Below are 18051 nucleotides of genomic sequence, written 5' to 3'. Positions count from 1 at the left end.
CACGCGATAACATGCCCGATCACGTGCCCGTGCTGTACGCCCCGAGGTCCACATGCCTGAAATTTCAGCAATCCTGTTCGACAAGGATGGAACCCTGTTCGATTTCGAGGCGAGCTGGGCGGCCTGGACGCACGGCCTGATAGAGGACCTGTCGGGGGGATCGCCCGCGACCGGAGCGGCGCTGGCCGAGGCCTTCGGCTTCGACCTCGCGCGGCGGCGCTTCCTGCCGTCGAGCCCCGTCATCGCCGGAACCTTCGAGGATGTCTGCGCCGCGGTCGCCCCGCTGCTGCCAGGACTGCCTGCGGACGAGCTTGCGCTGCGCGTCAACGCGGGGGCCGCGGCCGCGCCGATGGTGCCCTCGACCCCGCTCGCGCCGCTCCTGGCGCGGCTGCGCGCGGCGGGCCTGAAGCTTGGCGTCGCCACCAACGCCACCGCGGCCGAGGCCACCGCCCATCTTCAGGCCGCCGGGATCGCTGCGGCCTTCGATTACGTCGCCGGCTGCGACACCGGGCACGGCGCGAAACCCGGCCCCGGCATGTGCCTGGCCTTCGCGGCGGGCATGGGCCTCGACCCCGCGGCAGTCCTGATGGTGGGCGACAGCCTGCACGACCTCCATGCCGGGCGGGCCGCGGGAATGCGGGTGATGGGCGTCCTGAGCGGCGTCGCGACCGAGGACGACCTCGCGCCCCATGCCGATGCCGTCCTGCCCCACATCGGCCACCTGCCCGACTGGCTGGAGGCCGACCGCGCAGGGGCGGGCCGCCTCGGCGCCCCCGCCGAGCCGCGCTGATCGCGCCGCTTTCGCGGGGAAAAACGACACGCCGTGTCGCTGAACGGCAAAGGTGGCGCGCCCGGCCTGTGATGTAGTGGCCTGAGGGCGCACACCACCGGGAGGCCGACATGAACGACGCAGCCATGACGCGACGACGGCGCGCGGGCGGGCGGCGCGGACATGCCGACCGGGCGGGCGCCGCGGCCATCGCGCAGTCGCCATGGCGCCTGCCGGTGAACCCCGACCGCCCGACCGAGCCGCTGGACGCGGACGGGATCGCGGCGCTGCATCGCGGAGCGATGCGCATCCTTTCGGAGATCGGGATCGAATTCCTCAACCCCGAGGCCCTGCGCCACCTTCGGGAGGCCGGGTGCAGCATCGAGGGCGAGACCGTGCGCTTCGACCCGGCCTTCGTCGAGGAGATGGTCGCCCGCGCGCCCGCGTCCTTCACGCTGACCCCGCGCAACGCCGAGCGCGCCATAACCATCGGCGGGCGCCACATGGTGTTCGGCAACGTCTCGTCGCCGCCGAACGCGTGGGACCTCGACCGCGGAAAGCGGCCGGGCGATTTCGAGACCTACCGCGAATTCATCAAGCTGACGCAGTATTTCAACTGCATCCACTTCGCCGGCGGCTACCCGGTGGAGCCCATCGACGTGCACCCGTCGGTCCGCCACCTTGACTGCCTCTTCGAGAAGCTGACGCTGACCGACAAGGTCGCGCACGCCTATTCGCTCGGTTCCGAGCGGGTGGACGACGTCATGGAGATGGTGCGCATCTCGGGCGGCTGGACCCATGAGGAGTTCGAGGCCAGCCCGAAGATGTACACCAACATCAACTCGGTCTCGCCGCTGAAGCACGACTGGCCGATGCTGGACGGGGCGATGCGGCTGGCGCGGCGCGGCCAGCCGGTCGTGGTCACGCCCTTCACGCTGGCGGGCGCGATGGCGCCGGTGACGCTTGCAGGCGCCGTCGCCCTCAGCCTCGCCGAGGGCCTGTCCGCCATCGCGCTGCTGCAATGGATCGCGCCCGGCTGTCCCGTCGCGATCGGCACCTTCACCTCAAATGTCGACATGAAATCGGGCGCCCCCGCCTTCGGGACGCCGGAATACATGCGTGCGACGCAGATGACAGGGCAGATGGCGCGCTTCTACGGGCTGCCGATGCGCGCCTCGGGCGTCTGCGCGGCCAACGTGCCTGACGGGCAGGCGATGTGGGAGACGGCCAATTCGCTGTGGTCGGCGGTGCAATCGGGCGCCAACATGATCTACCATGCCGCCGGTTGGCTGGAGGGAGGTCTGATCGCGAGCCCCGAGAAATTCGTAATGGATTGCGAGCTGATCCAGCAGATACAGCGCTATTTCGAGCCCGCCCTGACCGCCACCGGCGACGACGACATTGCCGTCGAGGCGATCGCGCAGGTCGGCGCGGGGGGGCATTTCTTCGGCTGCGACCACACGCAGGAGCGCTACACGACGGCCTTCTACCAGCCCTTCCTGGCGGATTGGCGCAACTACGAGGCATGGCGCATCGACGGCGGGATCTGGACGGCCGAGCGCGCCAACAGGCTCTACAAATCCATCCTCGCGGAGTTCGAACCGCCGCCGATGGATGCAGCCATCCGCGACGAGCTGGCCGACTTCGTGGCACGCCGCAAGCGCGAGGGCGGCGCGCCAACGGATTTCTGATCCCGGAGCGAGACGCCCGAGCAACCCTTTCTTCATGCCTGCACCCTAGTCTGCACGCACCGGTCGGGGGATCGCCCCCGTCCTGACTGGGGCCAGACGCCGAATGCACGGAATGATCAACTGCGCCCTCCAGGGCTTTCTCCTCGCGAATTACGGACCCGCCGTCTGGCGGGAGGTGCAGGACATCGCCCGACTTCCCGCGGACGGGTTCGAGGCGATGGAACGCTACGACGACGCCCTGACGCTGGCCTGTTTCGAGGCCGCGCTGCAGGTCCTTGAAAAGCATCCCAACACGCTGTTGGAGGATATCGGAACGCATATCGTGATCCATCCCGACCTCGAGCCGCTGCGCCGCCTTCTGCGGTTCGGCGGGGCGACCTTCGTCGAATTCCTGCAATCGCTGGAAGAGATGCCCGATCGCGCCCGCATGGCCATACCGGAACTCGAGCTGCCCGAAATACGTCTTTGGCAGACGGATACGGGCGATTGTGTCGTGGGCGCCCGCTGGCCCCTGCCGGGGATCGCGCCCCTATTGTCCGGCGCGCTTCGGGCGATGGCCGACGACTATGGCGCGCTCGTGTTCCTGCGGCTGGGCGGGATCGCAGACGGGGAGGAACGGCTGCTCGTCCAGGTCTTCGACACGGCGTTCAGCGAGGGGCGCAGCTTCAGCCTGGGACAGGCCGGGGCGTGAGCATGGCGGCAGGGGGCGAGGGGACGCCGGGGTCAGACGATCCCGTGCTCGACCGGCTTCTGCCGATGCACCTGCGCTTCGGCGCGAACGGCATCGTGCGTCACGTCGCACCCACCCTTGCCAAGATGTGCGGCGGTCAATCGCAGGCCGGACGCGCGCTTTTCGACGTGATCGAGATCCGCGCGCCCGTGGCCGAAACCGTGGCGGACCTGATGGCGCTGGACGGACAGCGTCTGACGCTGGCGCTTCGCGCGGCGCCCGACCTGCCCCTGCGCGGCGTCGTCGCTGGCCGGCGGGGGTGCGGGGACGTCCTGCTCGATATATCCCTCGGCCTCTGTTTCCAGCGCGCCGTGACCCGCTTCGGCCTCACGATGTCGGATTTCTCGCCCTGCGACCAGACGGTCGAGCTTCTGTATCTGCAAGAGGCAAACGCGGCCATCGGCCGGCTGTCCCGGCAACTGACCGAGCGGCTTTCCGCGGCGCGCGCTGCCGCCGAGCGGCAGGCGCTGACCGATCCGCTGACAGGGCTTGCGAACCGCCGCGCCATGGATCGCGAGCTGGCGCGCCTCCTGCAGGATCCGGCCGAATGCCTGACCCTCGTGCAGATCGACCTCGACCATTTCAAGCAGGTCAACGACACGCACGGCCATGCGGCTGGCGACCGGGTCCTCGAGGCCGTCGCGGCGATCCTCGCGGCCGAGATCCGGGGCTGCGACATGGCGGCGCGAATGGGAGGCGACGAGTTTCTCGTGCTCCTGCGCGACACCACGGACCGCGAGGCGCTCGGTGCGGTGGCGGACCGCCTGATCCGGCGCATCGAACATCCCCTCGCGCAGGAAGGGAGGCGCTTCGGCGTCTCGGCCTCAATCGGGATCGCCACGACCGCCGCCTACGGCACGAGGCCAAGCGCCGACCGCCTGCTGGCCGACACCGACGCCGCGCTCTATCGTGCGAAAAGGGCGGGCCGTGGCAGATACGTCCTGCACCGCCCTGCCCGCCCCGAACCGCGGCTGCAGGCGCGCGGCACCTAGCCGGCCCGGCGCCACGTTCAGGACCCCGGCCCGCGCAAGCTCGTGGCGAGGATGAGGAGCACGGAAAGCACCACCAGCGCGATGCCCGCGACCTCCTTCCTGCTGGAGCGTTCTCGCAGCCAGAAGACGGAAAAGAGGAAGGTGAAGACAAGCTCGATCTGGCCCAGCGCCTTCACATGGGCCGCCGTCTGCAGCGCGAAGGCGGTGAACCAGCCGAGCGAGCCCAGCATCGACGTCAGCCCCATCGGCAGCGCGACCCGCCACGCCGCAAGGACGCGCCCGATCTGTCCCCGCTCGCGCAGGTGAAGCCAGGCCCCGAGGCTCAGCGTCTGCACGAAGGTCGCGGCAAGAAGGGCGGTGGCCGCGCGCAGGATCTCGTCACCGCCCGACAGTTCCAGCGTCGCGCCGCGATAGCACACAGCCGAGACGCCGAAGAGGACGCCGGAGGCCAGCCCGTAGCCCGAGGCCGCGTTGAACAGACGGTCCCGCCACGGCAGGACGATCTCGCGCGGGGGCGGGTCGGACAAAAGGGCCACGCCCACGAAACCGAGGGCGATCGCGGCGAGCACGGGAAGAGACACCGCCTCGCCGAGCACGACCAACCCGACGAGGGCGGCCAGCATCACCTCGGTCTTCTTGAGGGTGATCCCGACCGCGAAGGTCCGCCGCGCGAACAGCGCCACGACGCAGGCCGTCGCCAGCATCTGCGCAAGGCCGCCGGTCACGACGAACGCCCAGAACGCGGGCGTCGGCGCGGGAAGCTTCTGCCCGCCGATCCCGAGCATGAGCGCGAGCGCCACGGCCACCATCGGCATGGAATAGGCGAAACGCGCCCATGTCGCACCCATGGTCGACAGCGTCGTGACCTTGAGATGGCGCTGCAGCAGGAACCGCAGGTTCTGCATGAAGGCGGCGAAGACGGTGGCGAGGATCCAGAACGGCATGGGCCGCTAGATTGACCGCGCCCCCGGGCCGCACAAGCGCGAAATGCCCGCTATGACCGCGGATAATGCGGATGGGGAACCGGATCCTTCGCACGCAGCAGGTGTCGGCGGAAGACCTCGCCGTAGCTGGCGTAGCGATAGGCGTCGTTGCGGCGAAGATAGGTCTCGCGGTTGTTGAAGTAGATCCGCGGCAGCCGGTACCACGGAAGTTTCGGGTGCATGTGATGAACGACGTGCAGGTTGTTGTTCAGAAACAGAAACGCGAGAAGCCCGCGATCCTCTATGATTACGGTGCGCGCGCGGGCGCGGTGATGCGCCTGATGCTCGAGGAAGGTCCGGATCTTGAGGATGGACAGGCCCGCGTAGCACGCGCCGAAGTAGGCCCAGCCCGGCATCGGCGAGGCGGCGACAAGCGTCACGATCGCGGCGGTGGGCGGCAAGTGCCACAGCCAGCCCGCCAGAACGCGCCGGTCGCCCGACCGGATCAGCCGCCAGTCGCCCGCCATGAAGGCGACCTGCCCCACCAGCGGACCAAGGACCATCCGACCGAGAAGCGTGTTGTTGACCTCCAGCACGGCGCGCCGGAACGGGGACAGACGCGCCCAGACCACGGGATCGAGATAATTCGATTCCGGATCCTCGTAGGGATCGGTCAGCGTCGCGTCCATGTGGTGCGCGAGGTGGGTGTCGCGGAAACGGAGATAGGGGATCACGAGGTTGAGCGACCCGAAGACAAGACATTCGCCGAAACGCCGCTCGTTGAACGGATGGCCGTGCATGACCTCGTGCTGGAGCGAGGACTGCAGCGCGATCGCAAGGGCCGCCAGCACGACGGCCAGCGCCACAGAAAGGCCCGGAAGCCAGAAGATAGCGCCCGCCCAGACTGTGTAGCACGCCACGACGAGCGCCAGCGTCGGCCATTCGATCCGCATCCCATTCCCTTCCGTTTCTTCGCTTTTTTCGCCCGCGCGCAGGACGCCGGCCTGCCTTCCGGTGGGGCGCGTCTTGCCTTCGGGCGTTCACGAGCGGGCGGCCGTAGAAATTCCGTCCGCCGTGCCGACCGTAAGAAGACTTGCATTTCCGGTGGAGTGGGGGTTTTCTCTTCAGATAAATCAACAATGGTGATAAAAATCAACCATGATGGATTTGATCGACAAACGAGATAGAACTCAACTGTTCCGGGACCGCTTGGAGGCCGCGATGCAGGCCGCGGGCATCAGCCGCGCAGGGCTGGCCCGCGCGGTTGGCGTCGACCGCTCGACCGTGACGCAGATGTTGTCCGGAAAAGAGGTCCGGATGCCGGGCGGGCATGTCGTCGCCGGGCTGGCAACGACGCTCGGCGTGTCGGCCGACTGGCTGCTTGGCCTGTCCGACCAGCCTGAGCAGGTGGGCGACCTTCTGGCCACGTCGCTGTCGATCTCGGAGACCGGCCGCGCGACAGGGACCGACGACCAGATCTTCGCCTGGCACGAGGAGGCGGCCGGCTACAAGATCCGCCACGTTCCCGCGACGCTTCCCGATGTGCTCAAGACCGATGGCCTCATGCGCTGGGAATACGCACCAGAGACGGTGAAGACGCCCGGACAGGCGATCGCGGCGGCCCATGCGCGGCTCGAGTGGATGCGCGGAACAACGAGTGATTACGAGATCGCCGTCCCCATGCACGAGCTGGAAAGTTTCGCTTTCGGAACAGGGTATTACGCCGGCCTCGACCCCGTGAACCGGCGCGAGCAGCTCGACTGGCTGATCACCGTCTACGAGCAGCTCTATCCCACCCTGAGGGTATTCCTGTTCGACGCGCGCATCGTCTATTCCGCGCCGCTGACTGTGTTCGGTCCGCGCCTTGCGGTGATCTATGTCGGGCACCACTATGTCACCTTCCGGGACCGCGAGCGCGTGCGCACGATGAGCCGCCATTTCGACTGGCTGGTGCGGGAGGCGGTGGTCAGCGACCGCAGCTTCGTGCAGCACGTCGAGACCTTGCGTCAGGCCGTCTGACGCCTAGCGCGACAGATGGGCCATCACCGCCCGCGCCGCCGCCGCGCCGAAATTCGCGTGGCTTTCGGCGTCCCAGTGGACGCCGTCCACCGGCGAAACGGTCACGTGGATCCCTGCGTCGAGAAATCCACAGCCCTGCCGGATCGCGGCTTCGCGGATATGTTCGGATAGGTTTTCCTGTTTGGTTTCAGCGCCCTCAAAGATGTCCTTGAGGCAGCCCGCCTCGACGACGGGCGCCGGCGCAATCATCAGGATGTCCAGTCCGGGAAGGCAAGTGCGCGCCTCCACGGCCAGTCGCTCAACGCTCCGCGCGATCTCGAAGGCGGTCACGGCGAACCGGGGCTTGAGGTCGTTCGTCCCCAGCATCAGCAACATGAGGTCTATCGGTGCATGACTGGGCAGGATCGCGGACAGCACCTCGATGCCCGAGCGCCTTCCGCCCTCGACAGGGTCGTCGTGAACCGTCGTCCGTCCGGGCAAACCCTCTGAAATCACGTCATGATCCGGGCCCAGGGCTGCGGACATGACGTCGGGCCAGCGTACGCCCCTTGGGTGCCGTCCGAACTGCCCGAGCTCCCTCATCGGGGTGGTCCCGTGGGTGTTGCTGTCCCCGTAGCACAGAATGGTCGGCATCGCGTGTCTCCTCGAGCGGCATCTCGCGGCGCATGGCGCGGCCGGTCAAGCCCGATCGAAGCGCAGAGCGGGGTTTTCCAGCGGTAAACCACCGCGGCAGACGCCATGAGGGACACAAACCACTTTCCATTTTCAATCTCGAAACGGGTCGCGACCCTCTAGAAACCGCTTCAGGGTTGATTATTTGCGATCTCCTCGCAATCCATCCCCTGAACTATCCCCAGCAGGCTAGTAGGGCATCGGCATGGCCCGGTGCGCCGCGGATATGTCGGCAAGGACCTCGTCCGAGAGCGTCACGTCCAACCCGTCGAGGATGTGCGCCAATTGCCCCGACGTCGTCGCGCCGAAGATCGTCGAGACGGGGAACGGGCGCTGCACCGTGAAGGCCAGCGCCATGTGGACAAGGTCGACGCCGTGTCGGGCGGCGATCGCGGCATAGGCATCGACCGCCTCGAAGGCGCGGTCGGTGACGCGGCCGCCCAGCGTCGCGTTGCCGTCGCGCCGGCTGCCCGCCGGGATCGCGCCGCCCTGATACTTGCCCGTCAGAAGTCCTGCGGCGAGCGGCGAATAGGCGAGAAGCGTCACCTGCTCGTTGACGGCAAGCTCGCCCATGTCGGTATCATAGAGCCGGCAGAGCAGGGAATATTCGTTCTGGATCGTCTGGACCCGCGGCAGGCCCAGCTCGTCCGACAGCCGCAGCCATTGCGCCGTGCCCCACGCGCTTTCGTTGGACAGGGCGAAATGGCCGATCTTGCCCGCCTTCCGGGCGTCCTCGGCCGCGCCGAGGACCTCGATCATGTTCCCGATCGTGGCCGCCTTGTCCTGTGCGGAGGGGTCGTAGTCCCAATTCTGGCGGAAATGGTAGCTGCCCCGGTTCGGCCAATGCAGCTGGTAGATCTCGACATGGTCGGTCTGCAGCCGCGCGAGCGAGGCGTCGAGCGCCTCGGCGAAGGTCGCAGCCGTGATGTCCTGCCCCGTCCGCACGAACGCCGCGTTCTTGCCGGTGATCTTCGTGGCGAGCTTGTAACTGTTACGCCGGGAAGGATTTTTCGCGTTCCAAGCGCCGAGGATCTCCTCGGTCCGGCCTACCGTCTCGGCGGTGACGGGGTTCACCGGATACATCTCGGCGGTGTCCACGATGTCGATGCCGGCATCGAGCGCCATGTCCATCTGCCGGTGTGCGTCCTCAAGCGGGGTCTGGTTGCCCCAGGTCATCGTGCCGAGGCAGTAATCGGTGATGGTCTCGTCGGTGGAGCCGAGCGGAATGCGGCGCATGGATCTGTCCCTGTTCTTCTTGCGTCGGGCCGGACCTTAGGCGGACCGTGGCCGAGGGCAAGACGACACTTGAGAACATTTGATGAACATCTATGATTGGCGACATGGATCCGACCCGCATCACCCGCGCCTCGCACCGCAACGACCGGCCCGGCGTGCCGCTTCTGGGCCGCTTCGGGCTGGCGGCGGGACGCGCGCACGAGCTGTGCGGCCCTGCGCGGCGGCGTCTGGCGCTGTGGCTGATGCAGGCAACCGCGGGGCCGGTGATGTGGATCCGTCCCGCATGGCATCCCGACCGGCTGCACATGGCCGGCGTCAGGGACGAGGTGGATCCGGGCAGGCTGGTCTTCGTGGAACCGGTGCGGCCGGAGGACCTGCTATGGTCCATGGAAGAGGCGCTGCGGGCGGGCATCGTGCCGCTGGTGGTGGCGGAACTGCCCGACCCTCCGGGCCTGACGCCGGTGCGGCGGCTGCATCTCGCCGCCGAGGCCGGGGCGGAACGGACGGGACGCGCGCCGCTGGCGCTTGTGCTGACGCCCGGCGATGGCGGGGCGCCGGGGGTCGAGACGCGCTGGCGCCTCGATCCGGCGCATGACGGCCCCGACGAGGCTGGCTGGAGACTGGCCCGGCTCAGGGCGCGGGAGGCGCCGCCGGGCGCATGGCGGGTGCGCCGGGGGCTCTCGGGCGCGCCCGAGATCGCGGGCCGGGCCGAGAGCGACCTCGCCCCCGCCTGACGGCGACCGCGCCCAAAGGGGTGTCAGCGACCGATCGTCGAGCCCGCGCGCAGCCCTGCGGCCGCGAAGGGCACGAAACGAAGGCCTGCGGGCACAAAGGGACTGGCGCCGGGGCGCGGCGCAGGCTTTGGTCGAGCCTGCCCGGAATCCTGTTCGGTCCCCCTGCACACCTGCCCCCATCCACTGCCCCCCCCATCCCCTGCCCCCATCCACTGCACCATGCGCCTCCTGGTCTCCTTCGCCGCCCTCTTCATGTCGGTCATCCTGCTGCAGCTCTCGTCGGGCGGGGTCGGCCCGCTCGACGTGCTGTCGGGCACCGAGCTTGGCTTCTCCACGGGGCAGATCGGCCTTCTGGGCTCGGCGCATTTCCTGGGCTTCTTCATCGGCTGCTGGTGGGCGCCGCGCCTGATGGGCTCGGTCGGCCATTCGCGCGCCTTCGCGGCCTTCACGGCCATGGGCGCGATCGGGCTGCTCGCGCACATGCTGGTGATCGACGCATACGCATGGGCCCTGATGCGGGTGGCCTCGGGGCTGTGCATCGCGGGCTGCTACACGGTGATCGAGGCATGGCTCCAGGCCAAGGTCACGAACGCGACGCGGGGCCGCGCGATGGGCGTCTACCGGATGGTGGACACCGGCGGGTCGCTGGCCGCGCAACTCCTGATCGGGGTCCTCGCCCCGGCCTCCTACGTCTCCTACAATCTCCTGACGCTGTTCTGCTGCGCCGCGCTTCTGCCGCTGACGCTGACGCGGCTGAAGCAGCCCGAGACGGGCGCCGCCCCCCGGCTGAGGCCCGGCCTCGCATGGGCGCTGTCGCCGCTGGCGGTGGCGGGCGTGGTGGTGGCGGGCGTGTCCGGCGCCTCGTTCCGGATGATCGGCCCGCTCTACGGCACGCAGGTCGGGCTGGCGGCCGACCAGATCGCGCTGTTCCTCGCGGCATTCGTCCTCGGCGGCGCGCTTGCGCAATGGCCGGCGGGGTGGCTTGCCGACCGCCACGAAAGGCGCACGGTCCTGATCTGGTTCTCCGCCGCCTCCATCGCGGCCTGCGGGGTGACGCTGGCAAGCGCGCAGATGGGCACCGCCGCGGTCTTCGCCTCGGCGCTGATCTTCGGGGCGACCTCCTTTCCGATCTACTCGATCTCGGCCGCCCACGCCCATGACTGGGCCGAGGACGGCCAGCGCGTCGAATTGTCGGCCGCGCTCATGTTCTTCTACGCGCTCGGCGCCATCGTCGCGCCGCTTACCACCTCGGCCCTGATCGCGGCCTACGGGCCCGGCGCGCTGTTCTGGTTCATCGCGCTCGCGCATGTTGGCCTTCTGGTTTTCGGCATCGTCAGGATGCGCAGGCGCGCGCCTGCCGGGGCCAAGGCGCCCTACGTCTGGATCCCCCGCACATCGTTCCTCGTCGGGCGCATCTTCCGGCGCGGCGAGCGGGACTGAACCGGCACGCCCTTGATCCGCGGCAAGGCCCGGCACGTCCCGAAGGCGTAGGCTCGGCCGCGCGGAGCGTCCGAAGCGGGATAGGAGGGCATTCGACATGGACCTGCGTTTCGACGGCAAGACCGCCATCGTCACCGGAGCAGCCTCGGGCATCGGGCTGGCGATCGCCGGGGAACTTGCCGCGAGCGGCGCAACGGTGATCGCCGCGGACCTCGACGGCAAGAAGACCGCCGATGCGGCGGAGCGGATAGGGCACGGCGCGCTCGCCACGACGGCCGATGTCGCGAAGCCCGACGAGGTGGAGGCGATGATCGCCTTCGCGACGGAGCGGACCGGCCGTCTCGACATGCTGGTGAACAATGCCGGGATCGGCGGGCCGATGGAGCGCACGGGCGACTATCCCATCGACGGATGGCATGCGGTGATGAACGTGAACCTGCACGGCGTCTTCTACGGGATGCGCCACGCGATACCGCAGATGACGAAGACGGGCGGCGGCGCGATCGTGAACATCTCCTCGATCCTCGGCGCCGTCGGCTTCGCGAACGCGGTCGCCTACGTCGCGGCGAAACACGCGCTTCTGGGGCTGACGAAGACCGCGGCGCTGGAGCACGCGAGCGACGGCATCCGCGTCAACGCGGTCGGTCCGGGCTTCATCCACACGCCTCTGATCGACGCAAACCTCGATGCGGAGACCCAGGACGCCCTCGCGGGTCTGCATGCGCTCGGCCGGATGGGCGACCCCGCGGAGGTCGCGTCGCTGGTGGTCTACCTGCTGTCGGACCGGGCAAGCTTCATCACGGGCTCCTACCACCTCGTGGACGGGGGCTACACCGCGCAATGACCTCGGGGCCTCTGGCCTCCGCCTGCGAGCGGCGCTAAACGGGGCGCCAGACACGCAAACCCCGCAGGCGGGGGCGGAGACTTCAGATGGCGCGCATCCTCATCACGTCGGCGATCCCCTACATCAACGGGATCAAGCACCTCGGCAACCTCGTGGGCAGCCAGCTGCCCGCCGACCTCTACGCCCGTTACATGCGCGCGCGGGGCAACGAGGTGCTGTTCCTCTGCGCCACCGACGAGCACGGGACCCCCGCCGAACTGGCGGCGGCCAAGGCCGGCAAGCCGGTCGAGGACTACTGCGCCGAAATGTGGGCCGTGCAAGACGAGCTTGGGCGCGGCTTCCGTCTGTCCTTCGACCATTTCGGGCGCTCCTCCAGCCCCGAGAACCACAGGCTGACGCAGCATTTCGCGGGCCGGCTCGCCGAGGCGGGCCTGATCGAGGAAGTGACCGAAAGGCAGGTCTACTCGAAGGCCGACGGCCGCTTCCTGCCCGACCGCTATATCGAGGGCACCTGCCCCAACTGCGGCTACGACAAGGCGCGCGGCGACCAGTGCGAGAACTGCACCAAGCAGCTCGACCCCACCGACCTGATCGAGCCGCGTTCGGCGATCTCGGGTTCGACCGACCTCGAGGTGCGCGAGACCAAGCACCTCTACCTGCGCCAGTCCGCCATGCGCGACGAGCTGCGCGCGTGGATCGACAGCAAGACCGACTGGCCGGTCCTGACCACCTCCATCGCGAAGAAGTGGCTCGACGACGGCGACGGGCTGCGCGACCGGGGCATCACCCGCGACCTCGACTGGGGCATCCCGGTCAGGAAGGGCGACGAGGACTGGCCGGGCATGGAGGGCAAGGTCTTCTACGTCTGGTTCGACGCGCCGATCGAATACATCGCCTGCGCCGCCGAATGGGTGGACGCGGGCAAGGCCCCCGGATCGGAAAAGGGCTGGGAACGCTGGTGGCGCACCGACAAGGGCGCGGACGACGTGCGCTACGTCCAGTTCATGGGCAAGGATAACGTGCCGTTCCACACGCTGTCCTTCCCCGCGACGATCCTCGGCTCGGGCGAGCCGTGGAAGCTTGTCGATTACATCAAGTCCTTCAACTACCTGAACTATGACGGCGGCCAGTTCTCCACCAGCCAGGGGCGCGGCGTCTTCATGGACCAGGCGCTGGAGATCCTGCCGTCCGACTACTGGCGCTGGTGGCTTCTGTCCCACGCGCCCGAAACCTCGGACAGCGAGTTCACCTGGGAGGCCTTCCAGCAGGACGTGAACAAGGACCTCGCGGACGTCCTTGGAAACTTCGTCAGCCGCATAACCAAGTTCTGCCGCTCGAAATTCGGCGAGGTCGTGCCCGACGGCGGCGACCTCGGTCCGATGGAAGAGGCCGTGATCGCCGAGCTGGAAGAGCGGCTGGCCCGCTACCAGCGCCACATGGACGCCATCGAGATCCGCAAGGCCGCGGCCGAACTGCGGGCCATCTGGGTCGCGGGCAACGAGTATCTGCAGGAGGCCGCCCCGTGGACGGCCTTCAAGACCGACCCCGAACGCGCCGCCGCCATCACGCGCTTCGCGTTGAACCTGATCCCGTTCTATGCCGGGCTCTCGGCGCCGTTCATCCCCGACGCGGCCGCCACGATGGCCGAGGCGATGGCGGTCGATCTGTCCTGGCCCGACAGCGCGCAGTCGGCGCTGACCGCCCTGCCCGGCGGCCAGGCCTTCACGGTGCCCGACGTCCTTTTCGCCAAGATCCAGGACGAGGAGCGCGAGGGTTGGGCGCGGCGGTTCGCCGGCGTCCGGACGTGAGGCCGCGCCCATGAGCGTGACGGTCGGGATCGCGGACGGGATCGCGACCGTCACCCTGTCGAACCCTCCGGTCAACGCGCTGTCCCATGCCATGAGGGCGGGACTGGCCACAGCGATCGCAAGGCTCGAGGACGAGCCGGCCGTGCGCGCGGTCGTGGTGACGGGCGCCGGCGGAAGCTTCATCGCGGGCGCCGACATCCGCGAATTCGGGCATCCGCCGCAGGAACCGTCGCTGCCGGAAGTGGTGCGGATGCTCGACGCCGTGCGCAAGCCGTGGATCGCCGCGATCGAGGGCGTGGCGCTTGGCGGCGGGCTCGAGGTGGCGCTTGGATGCTCGCACCGCATCGCCGCGCCGGACGCGAAACTGGGCCTGCCGGAGGTGAACCTCGGCATCATTCCGGGCGCGGGCGGAACCGTCCTTCTGCCCCGCGTCGTGGCGGCGGACCGCGCGCTGGAGATGATCGCGGGCGGAAGACCCGTCGATGCGCCCGCGGCCGCCGGGATGGGCCTTGTCGACCGGATCGCGGGCGGCGGGATGGCCGAGGCCGCGCGCGCCTTCGCGCTGGAGGCGGCCGAGGCGGCCATGCCCGTCCCGCTGATGCGCCGCGCGGCGATCCCGCCCGCAGACGCGCGGGACTTCGAGGCCCGGAAGGCCGCCATTCGCAGGAAGGCCCGCGGGCAGCTGTCGCCCGTCGCCGCGATCGAGGCGGTCGAGCGCGCGCTCGCCCTCGACGCCGAGGCCGCCTTCGCCGCCGAGCGGGAGGCCTTTGTCAGGCTGCGCGACAGCGAACAATCCGCGGCGCTGCGCCATGTCTTCTTCGCGGAACGCTCCGTTTCGAAAATCGACCGCGCGACGGAAGCGCGGCCTCGCCCGCTTGCCCGCATCGGCGTCGTCGGCGGCGGGACCATGGGCGCGGGCATCGCGGCCGCCTGCCTGCTTGCGGGACTGTCCGTGGCGATGACCGAGCGCGATGAGGCGGCAGCCGCGGCGGGACGCGCGCGCACGCTCGCAATCCTCGATGAAAGCGCCCGGCGCGGCCTGCTTTCCGAAGATGCGCGCAGGGCCGCCGGGACCGCCCTCTGCGCGAGCGCCGAGCTCGGGGCGCTTGCGGAGTGCGACCTGATCGTCGAGGCCGTGTTCGAGGACATGGACGTCAAGCGCGCGGTCTTCGCCGAACTGGACCGTGTGGCGCGAGCGGATGCCGTGCTGGCCTCAAACACCTCCTATCTCGATATCGACGAGATCGCGGCGGGAACGCGCGACCCCTCGCGCGTGATCGGCCTCCACTTCTTCTCGCCCGCGCATGTGATGAAACTTCTGGAGCTGGTCGTGACCCGCGACGCGGCGCCCGAGACGCTCGCGACCGGCCTCGCACTTGGCAGGCGGCTGCGGAAGGTCACGGTGCCCGCGGGCGTCTGCGACGGCTTCATCGGCAACCGGGTCATGTCGGCCTACCGGCGCGAGGCGGACTGCATGCTGGAAGAGGGCGCCCTGCCGCAGGGGATCGACGCGGCGATGCGGAATTTCGGCTTTCCGATAGGCGTGTTCCAGATGGCCGACCTTGCCGGGCTCGATATCGGCTGGGCGATGCGCAAGCGGCAGGCCGCGACGCGCGACCCCGCCGAGCGCTATGTCGCCATCGCCGATCGCATCTGCGAGGCCGGGCGGCTGGGGCGGAAGACCGGCAAGGGCTGGTATGACTACGCCGACGATCCCGAGGGCCGCGCCGATCCCTGGATCACGGCCCTGATCGAGGCCGAAGCCGCGCGCAAGGGGATCGCGCGACAGGATTTCGACGACGCGCGGATCATGGAGCGCATCCTCGGCGCAATGCAGGACGAAGGCGGGCGGCTGCTGGCCGAGGGCATCGCGGCGGGCCCCGAGGCGATCGACGTCGTGATGATCAACGGCTACGGCTTCCCGCGCTGGCGCGGCGGGCCGATGTTCATGGAGGGGCGGAAATGATCGACTGGACCGACGCCTTCGACAACTCGAGCTACGTTCCGGGAAGCGCGGAGCTGCCCGCGCTCTGGGCGCGGCGGGCCTCCGAATACCGGGCCGCGCTGGCCGCGAAGGGGCTGGAGGAACAGGGGCTGCCCTACGGACCGCACGAGCGGCAGGCCTTCGACCTCTTTCATCCGGGCGGCACGCCCGAAGGGCTCGTCGTCTTCGTTCATGGCGGCTACTGGCAGCAGATGGATCGCTCGGACTTCTCGCATCTCGCGGAAGGGGCCCGGGCGCGCGGCTGGGCCGTGGCGCTGCCGGGCTACCGCCTCGCCCCGGACGCGCGCATCGCGGAGATCACGGCCGACATCGCGGCCGGCATCGCAGCGGCGGCGCGGCGGGTCGCGGGGCCGATCAGGCTGGCCGGACACTCGGCCGGCGGGCATCTCGTGTCGAGAATGGCCTGCGTGGAAGGGCCCTTGTCGCAGGACGTGGCCGCGCGGCTGGTCGCCATCCTGTCGATCAGCGGCATCCACGACCTCCGCCCGCTTCTGATGTCGAAGATGAACGAGGTCCTGCACCTCACCGAAGCGGAGGCCCGCGCCGAGAGCCCGGCCCTTCTGACGCCGCGCTCGGACCTTGCCCTGCGCTTCCAGGTCGGCGCGGCCGAGCGGCCCGAGCTTCTGCGCCAGACGCGGGCCATCGCCGAGGCATGGAGCCTGAAGGGCGGAGACGTGGCCGACGCCTACCTCCCCGGCGAGGACCACTTCTCGATCATCGAAGCGCTGGCCGACCCGGCAAGCGACCTTGTCGCGGCACTTCTGGGCTAGGGGCGCAGGACGGCGCCGGGGTTCATGATGCCGCGGGGATCGAGCGCGGCCTTGATCGCGCGCATCGCCGCGAGCTTCGTAGGGTCGCCATAACGCTCGAGGTCGTCGACCTTGAGCCGCCCGATCCCGTGCTCGGCCGAGACCGATCCGCCAAGCTCGTGGACGAGGTCGTGGACGCAGCGCTTGATCGCGGCACGATCCGCCTCGTGGTCGGCGGGCGTGCGGCCCGGCGCGGGGAAGACGTTGTAATGCAGGTTGCCGTCCCCGAGATGACCGAAGCAGTTGATCCGGAACGCGCCGATCTGCGCGAGCCGCCTCGGCGCCTCGGCGATGAAGCCCGGGATCGCGGCGACCGGAACCGAGATGTCATGCGAGGAGATCGCCCCGATGCGGCGGTTGGCCAGCGGGATCGTCTCGCGCAGGGTCCAGAACTCGCCGCGCTGCGCCTCGGACTGCGCCACGAGGCCGTCGGTCACGAGGCCCATCTCGAACCCCTCGGCGAACAGCGCCTCGAGGGCGGCCTCGGGGGCCTGGCCCTCCGACAGGCCGAGATCGATCAGGACGCTCCAGTCCGGCGGCGCCTCGAAGGGGTGCCTGATCTCGGGGCCGACCTCGCGCAGGAAGTCGTAGCCGGTGCGGTGCATGATCTCGAAGGCAGAAATCCCCTCGCCGATACGCGCCCGCGCGAGGCGCAGAAGCGAAAGCGCGGCCGCGGGGTCGGGAACCACCATGAGCGCCGCCCCGGTCGCCGCGGGCTTCGGGAACAGGCGCAGCGTGGCGGCCGTGATGACGCCGAGCGTCCCCTCGGCGCCGATCAGCAGATGCCTCAGGTCGTAGCCCATGTTGTTCTTGCGCAGGCCGGAAAGCGTGCGCATGACCGACCCGTCGGGCAGCACCGCCTCGATCCCGTGGCAGAGGTCGCGGGCGTTGCCATACCGCAGCACGTTCACGCCCCCCGCGTTGGTGGCGAGCAGCCCGCCGATCCGCGCCGAGCCCTGCGAGGCGAGCGTCAGCGGGAAGATCAGCCCTTCGGCCTCGGCGGCGGCATGGACATCGGCGAGGATGGCCCCGGCCTCGACGGTCATTGTGCCCGCCTCGGCGTCCATCGCGCGGATCGCGCGCATCCGCTCGAGCGACAGGATCACCGGAAGCGGGCCGTCACCCGCAAGCTGCCCGCCGACGAGGCCGGTCCCCCCGCCATAGGGGATGACGGGCGTGCCGGTCGCGGCGCAGGCGCGGATCGTGGCCGCGACCTCCTCGGTGGAGGCAGGCGCGACGACGGCGGCGGCGCGGCCCTGCCAGCGGCCGCGCGGCTCCTCGAGATAGCGCGGCTCGGGCGGGCGAAGGGCCGCGGGCGGAAGGCCGGCGGCCTCGAGTGCTGGAAGAATGTCGCTCATGGGACCCGGTCTAGCGCGATT

At 69.4% G+C, this 18051-nt stretch carries 16 protein-coding genes; 11 read left to right on the top strand and 5 right to left on the bottom strand.

All coding sequences use genetic code 11. The features are described from left to right. Window positions 1-52 precede the first annotated feature (52 nt). From P6F26_RS09130 to P6F26_RS09115, 4 genes are all read left to right on the top strand, one after another. The gene (locus tag P6F26_RS09130) at window positions 53-790 is read left to right on the top strand and encodes an HAD family hydrolase (RefSeq protein WP_278028365.1); all 738 of its coding nucleotides are present in this window, start codon (window positions 53-55) and stop codon (window positions 788-790) included. Window positions 791-900: 110 nt separating this feature from the next. Then, a complete protein-coding gene (locus P6F26_RS09125) occupies window positions 901-2460 on the top strand; it encodes a trimethylamine methyltransferase family protein (protein ID WP_278028364.1) in 1560 nt (519 codons plus the stop codon). Window positions 2461-2572: 112 nt separating this feature from the next. Next, the gene (locus P6F26_RS09120) at window positions 2573-3151 is read left to right on the top strand and encodes a heme NO-binding domain-containing protein (RefSeq protein WP_278028363.1); all 579 of its coding nucleotides are present in this window, start codon (window positions 2573-2575) and stop codon (window positions 3149-3151) included. Between the two features lie 2 nt (window positions 3152-3153). Beyond that, a complete protein-coding gene (locus tag P6F26_RS09115; protein WP_278028385.1) occupies window positions 3154-4182 on the top strand; it encodes a GGDEF domain-containing protein in 1029 nt (342 codons plus the stop codon). Window positions 4183-4199: 17 nt separating this feature from the next. Here the strand turns inward: P6F26_RS09115 and P6F26_RS09110 are convergent, their stop codons facing one another. Next, window positions 4200-5126, bottom strand: a complete 927-nt coding sequence (locus P6F26_RS09110) for an EamA family transporter (protein WP_278028362.1) — start codon at window positions 5124-5126, stop codon at window positions 4200-4202. Between the two features lie 50 nt (window positions 5127-5176). Further along, window positions 5177-6058: a fatty acid desaturase gene (locus P6F26_RS09105; protein ID WP_278028361.1), complete on the bottom strand. Its 882-nt coding sequence runs from the start codon at window positions 6056-6058 to the stop codon at window positions 5177-5179. A 205-nt stretch (window positions 6059-6263) separates the two neighbouring features. Here P6F26_RS09105 and P6F26_RS09100 point away from each other — a divergent pair, with 205 nt between their 5' ends. Beyond that, a complete protein-coding gene (locus P6F26_RS09100) occupies window positions 6264-7124 on the top strand; it encodes a helix-turn-helix domain-containing protein (RefSeq protein ID WP_278028360.1) in 861 nt (286 codons plus the stop codon). Between the two features lie 3 nt (window positions 7125-7127). On the opposite strand, the gene P6F26_RS09095 is transcribed toward P6F26_RS09100, so the two are convergent. Both P6F26_RS09095 and P6F26_RS09090 read right to left on the bottom strand, forming a co-directional pair. After that, entirely contained in the window at window positions 7128-7757 is a 630-nt protein-coding gene (locus P6F26_RS09095; protein WP_278028359.1) for an SGNH/GDSL hydrolase family protein, read from the bottom strand. A 228-nt stretch (window positions 7758-7985) separates the two neighbouring features. Continuing rightward, window positions 7986-9032 carry an aldo/keto reductase gene (locus P6F26_RS09090; protein ID WP_278028358.1) on the bottom strand — a complete coding sequence of 349 codons (1047 nt, stop codon included), beginning with the start codon at window positions 9030-9032 and terminating at the stop codon, window positions 7986-7988. Between the two features lie 104 nt (window positions 9033-9136). Here P6F26_RS09090 and P6F26_RS09085 point away from each other — a divergent pair, with 104 nt between their 5' ends. The 6 genes from P6F26_RS09085 (at window position 9137) to P6F26_RS09060 (ending at window position 16633) form a co-directional block, all read left to right on the top strand. Then, window positions 9137-9766, top strand: coding sequence for an ImuA family protein (locus tag P6F26_RS09085; protein ID WP_278028357.1), 630 nt, complete (start codon window positions 9137-9139; stop codon window positions 9764-9766). A gap of 219 nt (window positions 9767-9985) precedes the next feature. Then, window positions 9986-11206 (top strand): MFS transporter, encoded by a 1221-nt coding sequence (locus P6F26_RS09080; RefSeq protein ID WP_278028356.1) that lies wholly within the window; start codon window positions 9986-9988, stop codon window positions 11204-11206. 97 nt (window positions 11207-11303) lie between these two features. Next, window positions 11304-12050 (top strand): SDR family NAD(P)-dependent oxidoreductase, encoded by a 747-nt coding sequence (locus P6F26_RS09075; protein ID WP_278028355.1) that lies wholly within the window; start codon window positions 11304-11306, stop codon window positions 12048-12050. An 86-nt stretch (window positions 12051-12136) separates the two neighbouring features. Further along, window positions 12137-13858, top strand: a complete 1722-nt coding sequence (gene metG, locus P6F26_RS09070) for a methionine--tRNA ligase (RefSeq protein ID WP_278028354.1) — start codon at window positions 12137-12139, stop codon at window positions 13856-13858. 10 nt (window positions 13859-13868) lie between these two features. Further along, a complete protein-coding gene (locus P6F26_RS09065; RefSeq protein WP_278028353.1) occupies window positions 13869-15824 on the top strand; it encodes a 3-hydroxyacyl-CoA dehydrogenase NAD-binding domain-containing protein in 1956 nt (651 codons plus the stop codon). After that, window positions 15821-16633 carry an alpha/beta hydrolase gene (locus tag P6F26_RS09060; protein WP_278028352.1) on the top strand — a complete coding sequence of 271 codons (813 nt, stop codon included), beginning with the start codon at window positions 15821-15823 and terminating at the stop codon, window positions 16631-16633. The genes P6F26_RS09065 and P6F26_RS09060 overlap by 4 nt, the downstream gene beginning before the upstream one ends. Here the strand turns inward: P6F26_RS09060 and P6F26_RS09055 are convergent. Continuing rightward, window positions 16630-18030, bottom strand: coding sequence for an FAD-binding oxidoreductase (locus P6F26_RS09055; RefSeq protein ID WP_278028351.1), 1401 nt, complete (start codon window positions 18028-18030; stop codon window positions 16630-16632). The two genes, P6F26_RS09060 and P6F26_RS09055, sit on opposite strands and share 4 nt — an antisense overlap. Between the last annotated feature and the right edge of the window lie 21 nt (window positions 18031-18051).

Source organism: Roseicyclus salinarum (assembly GCF_029624655.1).
GTDB lineage: Bacteria > Pseudomonadota > Alphaproteobacteria > Rhodobacterales > Rhodobacteraceae > Roseibacterium > Roseibacterium salinarum.
Note: the sequence above shows the minus strand (reverse complement) of the source record. Positions and strands in the feature narration are given on the sequence as shown.

Excerpts from the sequence above, each read along its gene's own strand:
- P6F26_RS09130 (WP_278028365.1), top strand. The coding sequence starts at position 53 with ATGCCTGAAATTTCAGCAATCCTGTTCGACAAGGATGGAACCCTGTTC.
- P6F26_RS09125 (WP_278028364.1), top strand. The coding sequence starts at position 901 with ATGAACGACGCAGCCATGACGCGACGACGGCGCGCGGGCGGGCGGCGC.
- P6F26_RS09120 (WP_278028363.1), top strand. The coding sequence starts at position 2,573 with ATGATCAACTGCGCCCTCCAGGGCTTTCTCCTCGCGAATTACGGACCC.
- P6F26_RS09115 (WP_278028385.1), top strand. The coding sequence starts at position 3,154 with ATGGCGGCAGGGGGCGAGGGGACGCCGGGGTCAGACGATCCCGTGCTC.
- P6F26_RS09110 (WP_278028362.1), bottom strand. The coding sequence starts at position 5,126 with ATGCCGTTCTGGATCCTCGCCACCGTCTTCGCCGCCTTCATGCAGAAC.
- P6F26_RS09105 (WP_278028361.1), bottom strand. The coding sequence starts at position 6,058 with ATGCGGATCGAATGGCCGACGCTGGCGCTCGTCGTGGCGTGCTACACA.
- P6F26_RS09100 (WP_278028360.1), top strand. The coding sequence starts at position 6,264 with ATGATGGATTTGATCGACAAACGAGATAGAACTCAACTGTTCCGGGAC.
- P6F26_RS09095 (WP_278028359.1), bottom strand. The coding sequence starts at position 7,757 with ATGCCGACCATTCTGTGCTACGGGGACAGCAACACCCACGGGACCACC.
- P6F26_RS09090 (WP_278028358.1), bottom strand. The coding sequence starts at position 9,032 with ATGCGCCGCATTCCGCTCGGCTCCACCGACGAGACCATCACCGATTAC.
- P6F26_RS09085 (WP_278028357.1), top strand. The coding sequence starts at position 9,137 with ATGGATCCGACCCGCATCACCCGCGCCTCGCACCGCAACGACCGGCCC.
- P6F26_RS09080 (WP_278028356.1), top strand. The coding sequence starts at position 9,986 with ATGCGCCTCCTGGTCTCCTTCGCCGCCCTCTTCATGTCGGTCATCCTG.
- P6F26_RS09075 (WP_278028355.1), top strand. The coding sequence starts at position 11,304 with ATGGACCTGCGTTTCGACGGCAAGACCGCCATCGTCACCGGAGCAGCC.
- metG (WP_278028354.1), top strand. The coding sequence starts at position 12,137 with ATGGCGCGCATCCTCATCACGTCGGCGATCCCCTACATCAACGGGATC.
- P6F26_RS09065 (WP_278028353.1), top strand. The coding sequence starts at position 13,869 with ATGAGCGTGACGGTCGGGATCGCGGACGGGATCGCGACCGTCACCCTG.
- P6F26_RS09060 (WP_278028352.1), top strand. The coding sequence starts at position 15,821 with ATGATCGACTGGACCGACGCCTTCGACAACTCGAGCTACGTTCCGGGA.
- P6F26_RS09055 (WP_278028351.1), bottom strand. The coding sequence starts at position 18,030 with ATGAGCGACATTCTTCCAGCACTCGAGGCCGCCGGCCTTCCGCCCGCG.